Raw genomic sequence first — 18,084 nt, forward strand, 5'->3', positions numbered from 1 at the left:
ACCCCACATCCCTGGAGGACCCATGGCACTGAGTGCAACCACCACCCTTCCGCACGCCGTCGACACCGTAGCTGCAGTTTTCATCAACGAGGACTTCCAGCGGCACACCAGTGAATTCGTTGGCGGCACTTTGGAGTCGTTCGCGGTGGACGGCGACACTGCCGGCGCCTTCAGCACCACGTCGGTCCGCACGCTGCCCACCACCCGGCTGCCGGAGATTGCCCGCAAGTTCGTGGGTGACAAGCTCACGGTCACCCAGGTCGAGAACTGGGACGCCCCTGCCGCCGACGGGTCCCGCCAGAGCAACATCACGCTGAAGATTGCCGGCGCTCCCCTTGACGTGACGGCTGTCCAGCGGCTCGTTGCGGAGGGCGGCAGCACCCGCGTGGAGCTGGAAGGAAACGTCACCTCCTCGGTTCCGTTCCTGGGCGGCAAGATCGCCGACGCGGCTGAGCCCATGGTGGCCAAGGCCCTGAACATCCAGTCACAGCAGGCCCAGGCCTGGCTGGAAAGCCACTAAGGCAATGCAACTGCCCGTGTTTGCGGCCATTGTGCTGGTTATCGCCGGCGTCTGGTCGCTGGCGGTCTGGCCGCAGTTCCTGCGCCGGGTGATGAAGGATCCCCGGGCGCGGGACGCTGCAGGCAAGGCCACGAAGTTCCTGACGGTCCATCTCGTGCTCGTGAGCATCTCCATGGTGCTGGGAGCTGCCACTGCCGTGATCGGGGTTATGGCACTGCTCGGCTAGGAGGCTGCTGAACTAAGTGATTTTGGGGCGGGCGGAACGCCACCAATGGCCGTCTAGCGGCGTTCTGGTTAGCACCCGTGGGTGCGATAACGGGGTCGTTCCGCCCGCTTGGTTTCATTGTGCCCCTGTTAGGGGGCGTCTTCCAGTGGTTTTCTTGGGCCGGGGTCCGGGCGGGCGGGTTATCCCAGCGCCCATGATCCCGCGTTCCTGGTCAGTCCGAGGTTGAGCAGGCGTCGCAGGTTCAGTCCCGCGATCCTCAGTTGCAACCAGGCGTTATTCCGGCGGATGCCGCGGTGCCGAACGCGTCGGTTGCCGCGGGTGAGCCAGGCTATGGACCGTTCGACCATCGGCCGGTGCGTGCGGTAGTCGTTCCTGAAGGACGGATCTGCGGCGCGTTGGCGCTGTTCGCGCAGTAACGCGTCGTGTTCGTGGAGATCGAGCTTGCGTCCCCGCGCCGCGCTGGTGCACCGGGCCCGGAGGGGGCAGCCCGTGCAGGAGGTGCCGAACGTGACAGTGCGTTTAGGGGAGATGGTCTTAGTGATGCCGTGCGGGCAGGTCACGGTGCCTGCGGCCTCATCGACGGTGAAGTCATCGAGGGTGAATCCGCCTTCGACGGCAGGGCGCAGCGGCCATGGTTTGATCACCGGGGTATGGCCGGTGCCGGCGAGAGCGGCGAGCATCTCCCCGGAACCATAGGCCGAATCGGCCAGGACATCCACGCTGGTGCCGGCGATCGTGGGATCCTGCCGATCAGCCGGGCACCAACGGCCCCGTCACTGTTCTCCGGACCGGAGGCCTTCGTCAGCTCACCGGCGGTGATCAGCCCGGTGTCAGGCTCGATGACAATGTGCGCCTTGAATCCGTCCTGCTGCCGGGACTGGGTCTTATGCGCGTGCCGGGTGTCCGGGTCCACGGTGGAGATCATCCGGTCCGGGGCGACCTTCCGGGCAATCCGCCACCGCCCGTCGGTCCCGTCCGAGTCCTCAGCCGGTTCCACGTCCTGCCCGGCAACCAAGGCCAGCAGCGCATAGGCATCAGCGGGTTTACCCTCCAAAGTTTCGGGATCGACCGCGGCGAGCAGGGCCAGGGCGTCGGTGACCAGCGCCGAGATCAGCCCGTCTTTGGCGTCCTGGTCATCCCAGGCGATGTCCGGTTTGCCGGTTCGGGTGTAGTCATACCCCCTCGCGTGGGTGGCGACCATCTCCTGTCCGCCGGGAACGTCGCGGCCGAAGCGGCGGACCGCGGCGATCAGCTGCGTGATCGTGTCCTGTCGGGCGACGGCGTCATCAAGGACCGTTGAATCCACCGCCCGGCGGCGCTTGCCCTGCAGGACCCCGGTCTCGGCGATAACCTCGGCGATCGCTTCCATGATCCGGTGCGGGTTCTTCGATGCCGCCAGCCGCCGTCGCCAGTACGTCAGCGTGCTCGGATGGAACGCCGTATCGGTCAGTCCATAGCCGCACGCGGCCTTCCACCGCAGATCAAACGTCAAAGCCTCGGCCGTTTCCCGGTCAGAGAGCCCCTGTAACGCCTGCAACACCAGCACCGAACCGATCACCGGCGCCGGAACCGACGGCCGGCCCCGCCGCGACGGGAACAGATCCTCCATCATCGAATCCGGGAACAACCGCCCCCTGTTCTTGGCCAGAAAAGCGAAGACACTGCCCGGAGCCAACAACTCCCCGGCCAGTGCCTCCACATCCAAATACCCGCGTTGCGCGTCCTCGCGTCCCTGCATAAGACCAGTCTTAATCACCAGCCTCACCAGTCCAGCCGACGCGCCTAAACCAACGGATATTTCAGCAGTTTCCTAGTCCTTCTTGCCCCTGCCGACGCCTGGGCACCTGTTCCGATCCGGCTCCCAGCGCGTACCCTGTGAACACCAGATGGACAGGGAAGGTGGAGCTGTGCGGATCTCGGTTATTGGCTGCGGCTACTTGGGGGCTGTCCACGCGGCGTGCATGGCCAAGCTGGGGCATGACGTGGTGGGCATCGATGTCGACATACAAAAAGTCGCCCAGCTCGCCGAGGCGCGGGCACCGTTTTACGAACCCGAGCTCGATGCCCTCCTCACGGAGCTGGAAGCCTCCGGACGTTTGCGGTTCACCACGGACATGGCAGCGGCAGCTGGCTGTGAAGTCCACTTCGTGTGTGTAGGCACACCGCAGAAGCGCGGGGAAAATGCCGCCGACCTGCGTTATGTGGACGCCGCCGTCGCTGGGCTGGCAGAGTATTTGTCCCCCGGGGATGTGGTTGCCGGGAAATCGACGGTCCCGGTGGGCACTGCAGAGCGCCTGGCCGAGCTCATCGCCGAGAGCCAGCCGGCGGCAACCCTGCTGTGGAATCCTGAGTTTCTGAGGGAAGGCCACGCCATCTCAGACACGCTGCGCCCTGACCGGTTTGTTTATGGCGTTCCTGATGGGAGTGAAGACCACCCTGCCGTGGCCGTCCTGGACCGCGTCTACGACGCCGCATTGGCCACCGGTACGCCGCGGCTCGTCACAGGCTATGCCACAGCCGAACTGGTCAAGACGGCAGCGAACTCTTTCCTGGCCACCAAGATCTCGTTTATTAATGCCATGGCGGAGGTCTGTGAGGCCACAGGGGCGGACGTCTCCCGGCTTGCCGACGCGATCGGCTTGGATGACAGAATCGGGCGCAAGTTCCTGAACGCCGGAATCGGGTTCGGTGGCGGCTGCCTGCCCAAGGATATCCGTGCCTTCATGGCACGGGCGGGAGAACTCGGCGCTGACCAGGCCCTGACATTCCTGCGGGAAGTGGACGCCATCAACATGAGGCGCCGGACAAAGGTTGTCGAGCTGACCCGGGAACTTTGCGGAGGCAGCCTGCTTGGCCAGCGGATTGCCGTCCTCGGCGCTGCCTTCAAACCCGAGAGCGACGACGTGAGGGATTCTCCCGCGCTGAGCGCCGCCGCGCAGCTCCAGCTCCAGGGCGCCGTCGTCACGGTCACCGATCCCCAGGCGTTGGATAACGCCGCCAAAAGGTTCCCGGAGCTCCCACTGGAGCCCGAGCTCGATGCCGCCCTTGACCGCGCGGACGCCGTCCTCCTCCTGACGGAGTGGAAGCTGTACCGGGAGTTGGATCCCCACGCCACCAGGGCACTCGTTAGGGTCCCCCGCATTCTCGACGGCCGCAATGTCCTGGATCCTGCGAAGTGGCGAGCCGCGGGCTGGACGTACCGGGGCCTGGGCCGGCCGTAGTCCCTGCCTCAGCCTGCCGGCGGGCAGACGTCCGCCGCTGCGGACACCTGGAAGGTGACATTCCGGAATTCGACAGAAGGGCCGCCGCCGTAATTCTTCACGAACGAAAACCACCCTCCGCCGTACGCTGTATCCTCGGATTCGACGATGCTACCCGCTTGCTGGTCCGGCCGCCGGGCGATGACCATTCGAGGCGTCACAGACAGTACCAGGCGCGTCCACTCCCCCGGTGCCGGCGGTGGGCCCTCGGCCGCAGCCAGCACACTGGCCCCCGCCGCCCCGTCCTTCCGGCGGAGGGTCATCCTGCCGTCCGCACCGAACTCCAGTTCGTAGCCGGAAGCCGCTGAACCCGGGCGGTACGGCGCATCATCGTCCTGGCCAAACGCCACACCGGCGCTGCCCGTCCCGGCGGGCAGGCCCTCCGGCCAGCGCATTTCGAAAGCAAGCTCCAGGCGCGGGCCCGACAGCCCGCCCATCGAACCCATCAGGTACGACGACGGCTCATCGCTTGAGATTCGAACCGCACCCTGCTGGAATGCCGGCTGTCCTTGCCAGTCGCCTTCTGACTGCAGGGGCAGGTCACCCGCGTACCGAAGCCCGGTGTCAAAGCCGTCCTCAGACCGCCGTTCCTCAAGATGCAGGACATGAACCACGTTCGAGCAGACGAAGCCACGGACGCCCAGCGCTTTGAGGCGTGCATGGTCACTCCGGCGCCGGACTTCCCACGCGGCCACTGGCTTGCCGGAGGCCACGAGTTCGCGCACTACGTCATCCGGGGCCGAATTGTGGACGCCGAGCAGGTCCACCCTGGGCATCAGGGCGGCAAGGTTGCGGAAGTCCGGCGTGGTCACATAGCCCCAGGTGGTGTAGCCGCGGGCCCTGGCCAGGGCGTGCCCCGGTGACGAAGCCGGCTGCTTCCAGACCACGCGTTCCCGGGCCCCGGGATACGACTCCAGGAGTTCCAGGATCTTGTCGGCATTCGTGCCCTGCTTGTCTTCCAGGAAGATGACCCGCGCCGGAAGGAAAGTCCGGAGGACATCCTCCAGCGGCGGTATCGGTTCCAGCGGTGCTGCCGGGCCCAGCCAGGCGCGGGCATCGTTGCGCAATGATTCCAGCGCCGCATAGCTGGCCCGGGCTATGGTGAGGTCCGTCCCGGTCAGCCGCTCGGTGTTGAGATCGTGATGGCACACGAGCACCCCATCCGCTGTCGACGACACGGACACTTCCAGCGCTTTCAGACCGGCAGCGGCCGATTGTGTGTAGGCAAGCATCGTGTGCTCCGGCCAGTTGTCCCCGGATCCCCTGTGCGCCACGAAGAAGCCCGGAGCAGCGAGCAGCCCCGCTATCGTGAACGGCCCGGCGTCGCCCGCTGCGGCCAAAGCCCCTTCTGCGATGAACGACGCCGAAGCTTCCGTCGCTGCCGCGGATGCTGGCATGGGTCGTGCCTTGAGCCCGGTGGAGGCCTCAAGGCACGGCGCGCAGCCAGTGCCGTTCAGGACCGCGCCCGCGGCCAGAAGGCTGAGGAATCCGCGGCGTCCGATCCTGGCCCCGGATTCAGAGACTGGCTGCCCGTGCATCAGTGGGCTGCCGGCTCAGCCGGCGCCCTGGCCTGGCCCGCAACGGTGGCCAATTCCGCTCGCCTCATCCGCCGTTGTACCCGGTTTTCATCGCCCGCAATGACCACCATGGCCAGGATGGTCCAGACAACGATCCCGGCAACCGAACGGGTGGCGAGAGAGCTGTAGGTCTGCGGAATCACGACTGCGAGAAGGCCGGCGAACGTCAGTCCCCGGTAGTCGTGCCACGCAGAGTTCCGCAACAGCAAAACCAGCATCAGGCCGAAGTAAAGGACGGCAAAGAAGATGCCAAAGTCGATGCTGTACATGAGGATCGGATTCTCAAAACTCGTCTCCAGGCCAGCCTGGACAGCTACGCGGTAGCTGGAGCCGATTCCTTGGCCCGCCACGGCGTAGTCAGCCCAGCGGGTGAGGAAATACTCCAGCGCCAGGGCGCGCGCCTCGGCGGACCCGGTGTCATCGGCCAACCGTTCGGAAACGCCTACGACCAGCGGCGACGAAATGACGACTATTGCAACGCCCCCAAGGAAGGCCAGCATGATCGCCTTGACCCAGGCCTTGCGGTCCGCGAAGAACACCACCAGGACAACGGACACCCCCACCGCAGCCAGACCCACCCTCGACTGCGTGATGAGCACCCCGACAATCATCAGCACCAGGAGGACCACCTGGACTGAATTGCGTTTCAGCCCGGCAACCAGGGGTGCGGCCACGCAGATCACCAGCGACAAGGCAAGGGGCTGGTCCAGGGTGCCCATCCAACGCTGGGTTTCCGGATTAAACCAGTACTGGCTCCGGAATCCGGGGGCGTAGAACAGGGCGTCACCGTTGAGCCATTGGGCCACCGCGATGACGCAGACTACTGCCACAAGGAAAAGCAGGAGGGATCGCAGCATCTTGACCAGGCCTGGCTGGCGGACACTGTTGGCAATGAGGAGAAGGAAAAACAGCACCGGGGCCATGATCTGGTCGACCAGCAGCAGCATGCCCCCGCCCTCTTCCGAGGTCCTTGAGGCAAGGAATGCCGCGACGATCACCAAAGCCAGGACCAGGAAAACAAAAAAGTGGCGGGCCAGGGCGTCCTTGATGCTCCAAGGATCGTGAAGCAGTTGCCCGGCCAGGACCGAGACCACCAGCCAGGACGCTGCGTGGAAGCCCAAAGCACCGCCGGCTTCACCGGTGACCACGGAGTTTCCCACTGCCGGGACCAGGAACCAAAGGGTGAGCACGGCCGCCAGCAGCACCCTGGGCCGGGAACGCAGAAGGATGGACGCTGCCACGCACAGTCCGATCCAGAGCACCAGCTGCACCGTTTACCTCCGGCGAGCCACGTGCTTTACGGGCTGCCCCGTGGAGCCGCCGATCGGCGCCCACTCCGCTGGTCGTGGCCCGGACCGTGGGCGAAAGGGCCGCCCCAGCCCCGTCACCACCCGACGCAGGAATCTGCGGCGGCCTTCCGAAAGCCGCGCCGGGAGTGCGTTGATCACTACACCCGTGGCTTGCGTATTGACTGATTCGAGGTTTTTCAGGGCGGCTTTGAGTACTTCGGTCGACACAGTACCGTGACGGACAACAACCAACGTGCCGTCGACCACCGCGCCAATCAGTGCCGCGTCGCTGAGCGGCTGCAAAGCCGGGGCGTCCACTATTACCCTGGTGTACCTTTTGCGCATCTCCTCCAGGACGCGATGTAATGCCAGCCCGCGCAACAGTTCGGTGGGATTGACCGGCACCGTGCCCGCCACCACGGTGTGAAGGCCGTCCACCGAAGTGTGCTGGATGACACTATCCAGCGGCAGGTGTCCGGCGAGGACATCGGACAAGCCGGTGCTCTTGCCCAGGCCAATGTCTGCAGCCAGCCGGGGCATGCGGAGGTGGGCCTCAACGAGGAGGGTCCGCTCTCCGGCTTCCGCCCACGCTTTGGCCAGCATGAGCGCGGTGGTGGTTTTTCCCTCTCCCGACGTTGCGGACGTGATGGTGATGACCTCGGCCGAAGGAAGCGAAGCCAGATGGTCGACGTTTGTGCGGAGCCGTCTGGCCGCTTCGGCAAGCAGTGAGCCGGCTTCCTTTTCAAGGACCCGCGAGGCCCGGCCCGAGGCGGCGTGGCTATACGGAATACGGGCGAGCAGCGGGAGCCCGGAGGCCAGTTCAACTTCTTCGGGCGTCCGCAGCGATTTGTCCATCAAGCGGCGGGTAACGGTGATGACGATGCCGGCTGCCAAGCCCAGCAGAATGCCCAAGCCCAAGTTCAGCGGCACCCGCGGCGAGACCGGTCCCGGAAGCACGGCAGGGCCTGCGACAACGTTCAGCACCGTCTCTCCGCCGGGGAGTGTGCGGCCGGACTCAAGTTCGTTCACGGCACTACCGAAGTTTTCGGCGATGGCGGTCACCGTAGCCCGGGCCTTATCAAAATCCGGCTGGGTTACGGTCACGGTGAGCATCAGGGTTTCACTGTCAGCGGAGGCACTCACGCTGTCAGTGGTCTGCTCTGCGGTCAGCCCGTTTCCACTGACCTGCACCACCTTGTCGATGAACGCATCGCTCTTGACCAAGCTTGCATAGGATGCCATCTTGCCGCGGGAAAGCTCCAAGGACTGGAGGGCGGACTGACCGGTGACGGCAGGGCTCACCACGTAGAAGCGAACCATCCCCTGGTACATGGGTGTGGAGTTGGAGGTGACGAAGGCCGCTCCGCCCAGTCCGGCCGCAGCGCATACAAGGACTATCCACCAGCCCCGGACTATTGCCCGCACATACTCTGCCAGATCCAAAGGAACCCCCATTGCGGCTTCAATGCCGTGCAATGCAGCACGGTACGTCATAGTCCCCTGACTATCGCACCATTATTGAACGCAATACACCCCCGTGGAAGCTTTTTTGGGATTCCGCTTTCCTCTGATGACCCCGGCTTCCACGGGCCGGGGAGCCCGGTTCCTAGCCAAACGGTCCATGCGGCCGTAGTCTGTCCTCATCCGGGTCAGACGAAGGTGACAACGGAGGTTGGAGTCGCCCCTTGTTTGGGCGGTGCCGGCCCCGGTGAGGCTGGTCTGTTCCCGGCCTCGTCCACGGACCTTTGGGGCGCCAATGAATGAAGCTGGTCAGTCACTTTCTGTCCTGGTGGCGCATCCCAGTGCGGATCTCTATGGTTCGGACCGGGTGCTCTTGGAAACAATCGATGGCTTGGAGCGCTCCGGCGCAAGGGTACTGGTTACCCTGCCGTCGTCGGGCCCTCTCGTTCCCGAACTTGTACGCCGCGGCGCCCGCGTCATCCTGTGTCCCACTCCGGTCCTGCGAAAGAGCATGCTCTCGCCGGTTGGACTGCTGAAGCTGGGCGGAGTCGCAATACATGGCCTGCTTCGCAGCGTCGGGGTCATCCGGGGAGCCCGCCCGGACGTTATCCTGGCCAACACCATCACGGTCCCCCTGTGGACGGTGGCCGGTCGGCTGTGCGGCGTGCCCGTCGTCACCCATGTCCACGAAGCGGAAGCCAACGCGCCCCGGTTCGTGAGGGCCGCGTTGGCCCTACCGCTCATGTTCTCGGACGACATCCTGACCAACAGCAAATTCAGCATGGACACGCTGGAGCGCTCACTGGGCATCCTTCGTGGCCGCTCGACGGTGTTGAGTAACGGCGTGCCCGGACCTCCTACGGACCGCCCGCCCAGGGCCGGGCTCGCCGGCGGGCTGCGGATCCTGTATGTCGGGCGGCTCTCCCACCGCAAAGGAGTGGACGTTGCGGTGGAAGGACTGTTGCAGCTCCTGGAGCAGGGAGTGGAGGCGCACCTGTCGATCGTGGGGTCGGTGTTTCCCGGCAACGAGGCGTATGAGGCCGGTCTCCGGGACAGAGTCCAGGCAACAGGCGCCTCGGGACACGTGACCTTCCACGGTTTCCAGAATGATGTGTGGCCCTTCCTTTCGGAATCCGACGTCGTTGTTGTGCCTTCCCGGCTCGATGAGCCCTTCGGGAACACCGCGGTGGAAGCGGTGCTCGCCTCCCGCCCTGTGGTGGTGAGCAATACGTCCGGCCTCCGGGAGGCGGCAGCCGGTTACGGGTCAGCACAGTTTGTGGCCCCCGGGAATTCCGCCGACCTCGCGGCAGCCCTGAAGTCCGTCTCGCTGGACTGGCCCCAATTCCGCGACGCCGCGATGGCCGATGCCAGGAAAGCCGCCACCCGGCACAGCCCCGAGCGGTTTGGCGCACTGATGGCCGGCTACCTTGCCCGTGCCGCTGGCAGGCCGGCATGACCCGGAAAATGCCGGGTGCACAGCCGCCGGTGCCCGCTGCGCCGGCATCAACACAACCCGAAGTGGACACCGGGGCCGGAAAAACGGCCAGAAGCGTCCGCTGGAGTTTCGGCGCCGTCGTTGCCCGGCAGGGGTTCCAGATCCTCTCGGCGGTAATCCTGGCTCGGATCCTGGGACCTCAAAGCTACGGTGTGATCGCCAGCGCCACCGTATACATCAGCTTGGTTGCTTTGGTCCTGGACCAGGGCCTGTCCGCGGCGTTGATCCAGAGGCCGGAGGTAACACGCCGGGTGGCCGGCGCCACTGTGACCCTGAATCTCCTGATCGCCTGCCTGCTCGGCACGGCAACCTGGTTCGCCGCGCCGTGGGTCGCTGCGTTCTTTCGGGTCAGCGAGCTGGAACCCATCCTGCAGCTGCTCGCGTTCGCCATCCCCGTCAAAGCCCTTGCCATCACGCCGCGGGCCATGCTTTCGCGTGAACTCCGGCTTCACCGGGTGGGCGCCGCAGACATTGCCGCCGCAGCTGCCGGAAGCGCCGCCGGAATCGGCGCGGCATTTGCCGGCACCGGACCGTGGGCAATGGTGTACCAGGTAGTAGTGACTGACGTCGTGTGCGGTGTGGCGCTGGTTGTTGCCAGTAAGGGTCCGCTGCCGAATTTCAGCTTCCGCGCTGTGGTGCCGCTGCTCAAGTTCAGTTCCAGTATTTTCGCCACGGACTGCCTCGCGTATTTTTCCCGCAACATGGACAACATCCTGGTGGGAAGGTTCCTGGGCGTTGCTGCCCTGTCCCTCTACGGAATGGCCTACCGGATCCTGGTCATGCCCGTACAGCTCATCGGACAGACCGTGAACCGGGTGATGTTCCCCGCCTTCGCGCGCGCCGCGCAGGACCCCGCACTCGTAGCCGGGAAGCTGGTGGCTGCGACACGCATCCTGGCGATCTCCGCCATACCCCTGATGGTTTACGTGGCGTGTGCCGCGCCCATCCTGGTGAACCTCGTACTGGGGCAGGACTGGCTGCCCGCAGCAGCGCTGGTCAGCGTGCTGGCCATCGGCGGAGCACGTGAAACGGTTTTTTACATCACGCCTTCCCTGATGAAGGGCCTTGGCCAGGGCCGGCTCATCATCCGGTACGAGATTCTGGCCGCCGTGGTTCAGGTCGGCGGCATAATCATAGGACTTCAGTTCGGTCTCTTGGGAGTTGCGGTGGGCTACGCGGCCGCCGGCTTTGTCCTGACACCGGTCCTGCTCCGCATTCAAAAGTCCCTGACGGGTGTAACGGCGAGGTCACAGCTTGGCACTATCTTTCCCGGCGCCCACGCTGCCGCATGGGGTGCCGCGGGGTACGGCTTGCTCTCGCTCACGGACCTGGGTGATGCAGGTATGTTATTCGCAGGCCTCGGCGTATTTCTCCTTGCGGCGGTGGCCATCCTGTGGCTCTTCCATCGCCGGATGCTCAAGGCATATGTGCGTGACGCCGCCTCGCTCGTAGGCAGGAAAAAGCCAGCCACGTCCAAACCAGATGGAGGATTGCATGAGTGAGCATGACGGACTCGACGGCCCGGGACCGGGCGGGATTGTCATTGCAGTCCTGACCTACCGCCGGGCGGAAGACCTGAAACTTGCGCTCCCCAGGCTCGCAGCACAGGCGCAGTCCCTTGACACCATCGGCGGGGGCCATCAGCTTCATGCCACGGTCCTCGTCATTGACAACGATCCTGCCGCCAGCGCCCGGACCGCCGTGGAGGACTTTGCCCGCACGCTTCCGCCCGGACTCATCGCCTACGTCCACGAGCCGAAACCCGGGATTGCCGCTGCCCGCAACAAGGCCCTCACTGAGTCGTCGACCAGGGATCTGCTCGTGTTCATTGACGACGACGAGATACCGTCCGAGCGCTGGCTCGCCCAACTTCTGGACCTGCAACGCAGCAGCGGAGCCGCGGCTGTGGTGGGCCCTGTCATCAGCGAATACGAACATGAGCCAGATGCCTGGATCAGTGCAGGCAGGTTCTTCCAGCGCCGACGCTTGGCAACAGGAACGCCCCTGACCATTGCGGCCACCAACAACCTCTTGCTGCACCTGCCGCAGATCAGGGACCTGAAGCTGGAGTTCGACGAACGGTTCGGCCTCAGCGGTGGCTCGGATACCCTGTTCACGCGCCAGCTGGTGAAGCGCGGCGGCACGATGCTGTGGTGCGACGAAGCCGTCGTCGTGGACCGGGTGCCGGCAGGACGGCTGACCAGGGACTGGGTCCTCCGCAGGGCACTTCGCAGCGGCAATTCAGCCGCCCGGGTCAGCCTGGAGCTGGAACAAAAAGCAGGCCCCCGGCTGGCGGCCCGCGGCTCGTCCCTGGCGTCGGGTGTCGTCCGCCTTGCGGGCGGCTCAGCTCAGCTCACGGCAGGGCTCGTTACCCGGTCGGCCGCTCATCAAGCACGAGGATTGAGGACTGTGGCCAGGGGCTTGGGCATGGCGTCCGGAGCGTTTGGTTACGTCTACAAGGAGTACCGGCGCAAGTGATTTTTTTCACGAACTTCTGAAGCGTCCGAACTATTTCACGAAAACCGCGCCTATCCTGGGATCTCGTCGGCGTGTCGCCGTCTGAGAAGTGGTCTTGCGCCGGCAAATGAGGCCGTTATCTAACCCAAAATCGCCGTTACCATTTTGCAACATTCGCCAGACTCTACTACGGTAAACCCATCAGCCGTGGTCGGGGATGCCAACGGGAAAGTCATTGCAGTTGCCGTCGGGTTTACCCACGCCTAGGTCTCAGGCCTTCGGTATCTGCGTTGGCGCCGCACATTTAAGCGATCAACTCGGCTTCGCGCCTTGGTAGACCCGGCATCAGCCGTCCCATAACGCTTGCCTGTGCGATTCCCCGTGCCCGGAGAACGAGACGTAGAGGTTATTGCACAAATGGCGAAACAGACACAAAACATACGTACCCTGGGAAACTATTCGCTGAGCGCGGCCGTCGTGACGGTTGCAGCGCTCGTCCTGACCGGCTGCGGGCAGCCGTCACTTGTGGGCTCCAGTTCCCTGGCGGCCGCTGAATCCGAAGCTTCGGCGGGCCAGAGCCCTAGCGCTGCCGTTTCAACGAAGGCTGCGCCTGCGAAGCCGGCCGCCCTGGATCCGGAGGCAGTCGAGGCTGCTCCGGCAGTTGACGCTACGGTTCCGGCGGTTGAAGAGTCAGAGCCCGCCCTGGCCGTTGCGCCCCAAAGCAGCATCGATCCGGCCGCGGCGACACAGCCCGCAGCAGCAGACCGTTCCGGCCTGGTCACCGGATCCTACCAGCCGTCAACCGCTACGACCGGCGTTCCGGCCGGCACCGTGCTGACGCCGCACAACACGTCGGGCGCAGACCTCGTGATCACCCAGGCCGGTACCGTCCTGGACGGCCTGGACATCTACGGCGACATCAAGGTCCGCGCCGCCAACGTCACTATCAAGAACAGCCGTCTCCACGGTGGCACCCATATCCCGGGCAGCAACACAGGCATTATCGATGCGAACAGTTCTGCCGTGTCCAACCTGGTTGTCCAGGACAACACCATCATTCCGGACCAGCCTTCCTACTATCGTGACGGGATTGTTGGCCACGACTACACGGCCCTGCGGAACCACATCCAGGGAACCAACGACGGGCTGGGAATCTTCAACCGGCCCGGAGGTCCCGCGGCGGCCAACGTGTCAGCCGAAGGAAACTACATCCACTCGCTCACGTTCTGGTCCAACGACCCCGCACACAGCGACGGAACGCACAACGACGGCATCCAGGTCCAGGGCGGCGAGAACATCCGGCTGGCCGGGAACAACGTCGTAGCCAATGCCGTCCTGGGCGAAGGCTCAGGGCCCAACCCCCGCGGCGACCACGCCGGCATCGGTATCATGCTCCAGCAAAACGTTGCCAAGCTGGCCAACGTCGTGGTCGAGAACAACTGGGTGGACGACGGCCAGACGTCCATCAACATCGCGAACGGCGTCTACGCGAACATCACAGTGACGGTCCGCAACAACTACCTGGGCCGGAACCAGTACGACTTCGGAAGCGGTTCAACATACCCGATCCGAATCATCAGCCGCTCGGCAAGCACCGTATATGGTCTGGATAGCAACCGCTGGGCGGACACCCTGGGGTTGCTCGTTGAAGGCCGCGACGGCGGCATCCGTTACAACAGCTAGTCCCACTCCACCGCGGACCAGGGGTCTCAAGCCGACGTGCGCAACCGCGCTACGGATGCTCTCTGCCTGCCCGCCTGTTCTTAAAAAGGAATAGTTATGAACTCAACGAAAACTCTTACCCGACGCCGTGCTCTGGGGCTCGGCTTCGCCGGTGCCCTCGGTACCGCACTGGCCGGTTATGGCGTAGCCCAGCCAGCAACGGCAGCCACCAGCCGCGACAGCCTAGTCTATGGCGAATACAAGCCCACCGATGCCAATACCGGCGTCATCACCGGCACTGCCCTGACGCCCCACAACACCGCCGGCGCAGACCTGATTATCACCAGGGACGGAACGGTCCTTGAAAACCTGGACATCTACGGCGACATCAAGGTCCGGGCCCGCAACGTAGTGATCCGCAATTGCTGGCTCCGCGGCGGCAAGCACATCCCCGGTTCCAACACAGGCATCGTAGATGCCAACAGCGCAAGCTGTTTCAACCTGCTCATCCAGGACTGCACCATTATCCCGGACCGGCCCTGCTACTACCGTGACGGCATCGTGGGCCACGAATATACCGCACGCCGCAACCGCATCAAGCGGACCAATGATGGCCTGGGCGTATTCAACCGTCCGGGCGGTCCGGTGCAGGCAAACGTGACCATTGAAGGAAACTTCATCAATGAGCTCACGTACTGGAGCAACGATCCAGCACACTCTGACGGCACGCACAATGACGGTATCCAGGTCCAGGGCGGCGAGAACATCCGCATCGTCGGCAACACGGTTGTGGCCTCTGCGGTGACAGGATCCGGCAGTGCACCGAACCCTCGCGGAACCCACGCAGGCATCGGCATCATGCTCCAGCAGAACGTCGCCAAGCTTGCCAACGTACTGGTCCGGCGGAACTGGGTGGATGACGGCCAGACCAGCATCAACATCGCTGTGGGCAGCAAGTACAGCGACATTGTGGTGACGGTCCAGAGCAACTTCCTGGGACGTAACCAGTTCGATTACGGCAATGGCTCGAAGTACCCCGTCCGCATCATCAGCCGTTCCAAGAGCAAGGTCACCGGCCTCCTCTACAACCGTTGGGAAGACAACAACACCTACCTCAAAGAAGGACGGGACCTGGGCATCCGCTACGACAGCTAGCGCGTGAACGGGATTTGAGAAACACCTGCACAAGACACGTAGGGCACGGGCTTTCAGCCCGTGCCCTACGTGTCATAAGGACGGTCCCTACCTAGGCTGGCCCCGACGTAAAGTCGTCAAAGCGGGCTATCACGGGTGCGTTGGTGGCCGCACCCGAGAGGTAGGACAGCAGCCCCACAGAGCCAGCCGCCTGCAGCCCCGCCGTGCTGTCCGTCGACGTGAGCAGCCAGTTTCCGGGCTCCGTCGTTCCCGCCCGCCAGGCCTTGGCCCGGATGGTGGTGGGTGAGGTTCCCGTCACCTGGACGCGCAGCCGCACTGTCTGTCCAGCTGCGACCGAGAACCCGGTGGACATCAGGCTCAGCGTGGTTTCGCTGCCCCCGGCCAGTCGCGTGATTTGCAGCGTCACCGAGCCGCTGGACTCAACCTTGATTTTGCCCCGATACTCGTTGCTGGCCACCCGCCTGCCGGTCACTCCCAGAAATGTCCCGCCGCCGTTCCCGATCTTGTCGAGCGAGAGCGTTACGGCCGTATCGGCGGCCGTCGTCGATACTCCCGGAAGGTAGGCCGAGGGTCCGCGGCTTGCTGCCAGGTTCATGATGCCAATCCCGTTTCCCACGGAGAAGTACGACGACGATCCATTCAGCGCCCAGGTGCCGCCGGCGTCGGCTGTCCCCCAGCCAGGGGCCACGGTCCGTCCGAAAGCATCAGATGCGAACGCTGTTCCCGGCGTCGACGACACCGTGACTGTACGTTGTGTGCTTGCGGTGGCTCCGTCGTTGTCCGTCACCGTCAACGTGATGGTGTACGTTCCCGCTGCGCCATAGGTTCGTTGCGCCGTCGCCCCGGTGGCCGTAGCGCCGTCGCCGAAGTCCCAACTGTAACTGCTGATGCTGCCATCCGGGTCCGAGGAGGCGGAGCCGTTGATGGCCACAGTGAGCCCGCTCACCGAGGTGGTGAACGAGGCCGACGGCGCCTGGTTGCCGCCGGAACTTACGGTCACAGTGCGGGAGGTGCTGGTGCTTGCTCCGCTGTTGTCCCGGACCGTCAGGCTGACAGTGAATGTGCCGGACGCAGCATATGTGTGGCTGGCGGTGGCGCCCGTAGCAGTGCCTCCGTCTCCGAATGCCCACGTGTAGGAGCTGATGCTGCCATCCGGATCGGCAGAGGCCGAGCCGTTGACACTGACCGTTAGCCCGCTGGTGGATTCAGTGAAGCTGGCCACCGGCGGCTGGTTACTGGTTCCCGTAATGGAGATCGTCCTGCTGTCCCCCGTGACTGTGTTGCCCAGCGGATCGGTAACCCTGATCCGGTAGCTGTGGGTCCCGCCGGTAAGTCCGCTGTCATTGAACGTCAGCGTCGGTCGCTGCCAGAAAGTGGAGAGTTGCGAGACCACATAGGCCGGCTCTCCGTCCCGCAGGACCGTATAGGTGAGATTGGAGTTGTCACGGTCCCAGTTCGATTGCCACTGCACGCGTACCTGGCCGGCCCCCGGACTGCTCAGTGTCGGCACGAAGTTGGAGCCTGAAACGCGTGGCCCCTGATCATTCGGCGCGATCTCTTTCACTGCGAAGCGGGACAGGCCCTGCTGTGGGCTCTGGTTGACGTTCCTGAATTCGCCCACCATCACCACATAGTTGTTATTGCCCGTGACTGCCCAAGGGCCCTGGCTTTGGCCGCTGGCCGTGCCGGTGTCCATGTCCGGGAACCAGTTCAACATCGAAGGTGCCGGCTGGCCTGTAAAGGACGGATAGCCGTAGATGTCCCTCGTGAGGAATCCGGTGGCCGCTTTACTAAAAGCTACGGCCCGGTGCCACGTCCGTGGCGTGGTTTCAGGGAAGCCACCAAAGTTGCCGCAGTAATGCGGGTGGCCTGCTACGTAGACCGCAGTATTGTTGGCGAAAGCTCCGTAGGAGTCTCCATGGCAGTCTTCCACCCATTTGATCCTGGCATCGGACCAGTTGGCCGCGAATGCTCCCTCAAGGTTTCCGCCTGTGCCAAAAATGTAGCCCACTCCGTAGAACGTTGTCCCGTCGGTGGAGAGTGAGAGGATGGCCGAGTCTGTGCCGGCATCGCGCACGATGTCGTTTGCCTGGATGGCAAGAGTGGCGCCCGAGGTCGCGTCGACCATGCCAAGGCCGTAGCCGGGCCGGTTTGAACCGTTAAGCGTGGTGAATGCGCCGCCGATGACCACGCGCCCTTCCTCGGGTGAGAGCGCCAAGGCGTTGACGCGGCCGTTCGCGGCGTTGGGTGCCCAGGACAGCAACGCCCCGTTGCTTGCGCTGACCGAGGCCAGCCGGTTGCGTGACGCCGAGCCCACGTTGGTGAATGTACCGCCGAACCAGACCGTGGAGTCACTGGCCACGACAGCCCGGACGGTTGCGCCGACATTGGGAGCGAAACCGCTGATGAGTGCCCCGGAACTGGGGTCTAGAGCCGCAATTCGGTTCCTTGTGACTCCGTTCACCGTGGTGAAATCGCCGCCAACGTAGATCCTGCTGCCGTCCGGCGAGGCCGTAATGGCCAAAGCCTGGCCGTTCAGGACGGGGGCGAAGTTGGTCCTGAGTTGGCCCGTGGCGAGGTCAAATGCGAGGATATTGCGCCGGGACACCAACTGTGTTCCTGGGGCGGCGCCAAAAGGTCGTGCGTTATTAAATCTTCCGGCCACGTAGACGGTGTTGCCGACCGTGACTGCCTGCCAGGCCACTCCGTCGTGCTGGGCAGTGGGGAGGCTGTCCGCCGTTACGGTGACGGGCGTTTTAGGATCATTCGGGTTCACCGGTGCCGAGTCAGCGAATGCAGGTGCACCCAGCACTGCACCGGACACAGCCAGGACGCAGGCAGCCGCGGTACAGAGCACCCGACGATACAGATGGTGCCTGGGCTTGCGCCCGACTTCATCGGGCCGCGCCGGCTCAGTCGCCCAATGACGCCCATGCTTTCGTGGTTGCCATGACATCTCAGTGGCCTTTCAGCTCGAAGCTC

The 18,084-nt window shown here is 64.3% G+C and carries 12 protein-coding genes and 1 pseudogene; 8 read left to right on the forward strand and 5 right to left on the reverse strand.

Annotation, left to right across the window (positions count from 1 at the left end):
* The first annotated feature begins 22 nt into the window (after positions 1-22).
* Positions 23-520 carry a DUF2505 domain-containing protein gene (locus EYS21_RS07710; RefSeq protein WP_131132616.1) on the forward strand — a complete coding sequence of 166 codons (498 nt, stop codon included), beginning with the start codon at positions 23-25 and terminating at the stop codon, positions 518-520.
* 4 nt (positions 521-524) lie between these two features.
* Positions 525-746, forward strand: coding sequence for a hypothetical protein (locus EYS21_RS07715; RefSeq protein ID WP_131132617.1), 222 nt, complete (start codon positions 525-527; stop codon positions 744-746).
* Positions 747-925: 179 nt separating this feature from the next.
* Here the strand turns inward: EYS21_RS07715 and EYS21_RS07720 are convergent.
* Positions 926-2,484: pseudogene (locus EYS21_RS07720) on the reverse strand (IS1182 family transposase).
* 169 nt (positions 2,485-2,653) lie between these two features.
* On the opposite strand from EYS21_RS07720, the gene EYS21_RS07725 reads away from it, so the two are divergent.
* Positions 2,654-3,967 carry a UDP-glucose/GDP-mannose dehydrogenase family protein gene (locus tag EYS21_RS07725; protein ID WP_131132618.1) on the forward strand — a complete coding sequence of 438 codons (1,314 nt, stop codon included), beginning with the start codon at positions 2,654-2,656 and terminating at the stop codon, positions 3,965-3,967.
* 8 nt (positions 3,968-3,975) lie between these two features.
* On the opposite strand, the gene EYS21_RS07730 is transcribed toward EYS21_RS07725, so the two are convergent.
* The 3 genes from EYS21_RS07730 to EYS21_RS07740 form a co-directional block, all read right to left on the reverse strand.
* Complete coding sequence (locus tag EYS21_RS07730; RefSeq protein WP_131132619.1) at positions 3,976-5,403, reverse strand: glycerophosphodiester phosphodiesterase family protein; 1,428 nt, start codon at positions 5,401-5,403, stop codon at positions 3,976-3,978.
* 140 nt (positions 5,404-5,543) lie between these two features.
* Positions 5,544-6,854: a hypothetical protein gene (locus EYS21_RS07735; protein WP_165478277.1), complete on the reverse strand. Its 1,311-nt coding sequence runs from the start codon at positions 6,852-6,854 to the stop codon at positions 5,544-5,546.
* A gap of 3 nt (positions 6,855-6,857) precedes the next feature.
* Positions 6,858-8,366, reverse strand: a complete 1,509-nt coding sequence (locus EYS21_RS07740) for a polysaccharide biosynthesis tyrosine autokinase (RefSeq protein WP_131132621.1) — start codon at positions 8,364-8,366, stop codon at positions 6,858-6,860.
* Positions 8,367-8,628: 262 nt separating this feature from the next.
* Between EYS21_RS07740 and EYS21_RS07745 the strand changes: the two genes are divergently transcribed.
* The 5 genes from EYS21_RS07745 to EYS21_RS07765 all read left to right on the forward strand — a co-directional run bounded on the left by EYS21_RS07745 (position 8,629) and on the right by EYS21_RS07765 (position 15,102).
* On the forward strand, positions 8,629-9,789 hold the full coding sequence (locus EYS21_RS07745; RefSeq protein ID WP_131132622.1) for a glycosyltransferase family 4 protein: 1,161 nt from the start codon (positions 8,629-8,631) through the stop codon (positions 9,787-9,789).
* Positions 9,786-11,330 (forward strand): lipopolysaccharide biosynthesis protein, encoded by a 1,545-nt coding sequence (locus EYS21_RS07750; RefSeq protein WP_131132623.1) that lies wholly within the window; start codon positions 9,786-9,788, stop codon positions 11,328-11,330. Before EYS21_RS07745 ends, EYS21_RS07750 begins: the two co-directional genes overlap by 4 nt.
* On the forward strand, positions 11,323-12,306 hold the full coding sequence (locus EYS21_RS07755) for a glycosyltransferase (RefSeq protein ID WP_131132624.1): 984 nt from the start codon (positions 11,323-11,325) through the stop codon (positions 12,304-12,306). The genes EYS21_RS07750 and EYS21_RS07755 overlap by 8 nt, the downstream gene beginning before the upstream one ends.
* A 396-nt stretch (positions 12,307-12,702) precedes the next feature.
* Complete coding sequence (locus EYS21_RS07760; protein ID WP_131132625.1) at positions 12,703-13,968, forward strand: hypothetical protein; 1,266 nt, start codon at positions 12,703-12,705, stop codon at positions 13,966-13,968.
* Between the two features lie 96 nt (positions 13,969-14,064).
* On the forward strand, positions 14,065-15,102 hold the full coding sequence (locus EYS21_RS07765) for a hypothetical protein (protein ID WP_131132626.1): 1,038 nt from the start codon (positions 14,065-14,067) through the stop codon (positions 15,100-15,102).
* A 91-nt stretch (positions 15,103-15,193) separates the two neighbouring features.
* Here the strand turns inward: EYS21_RS07765 and EYS21_RS07770 are convergent, their stop codons facing one another.
* Positions 15,194-17,959 (reverse strand): PKD domain-containing protein, encoded by a 2,766-nt coding sequence (locus tag EYS21_RS07770; RefSeq protein ID WP_207307712.1) that lies wholly within the window; start codon positions 17,957-17,959, stop codon positions 15,194-15,196.
* Between the last annotated feature and the right edge of the window lie 125 nt (positions 17,960-18,084).

Origin of the sequence: Arthrobacter sp. S39 (genome assembly GCF_004320525.1) — a bacterium.
Lineage (GTDB): Bacteria > Actinomycetota > Actinomycetes > Actinomycetales > Micrococcaceae > Arthrobacter.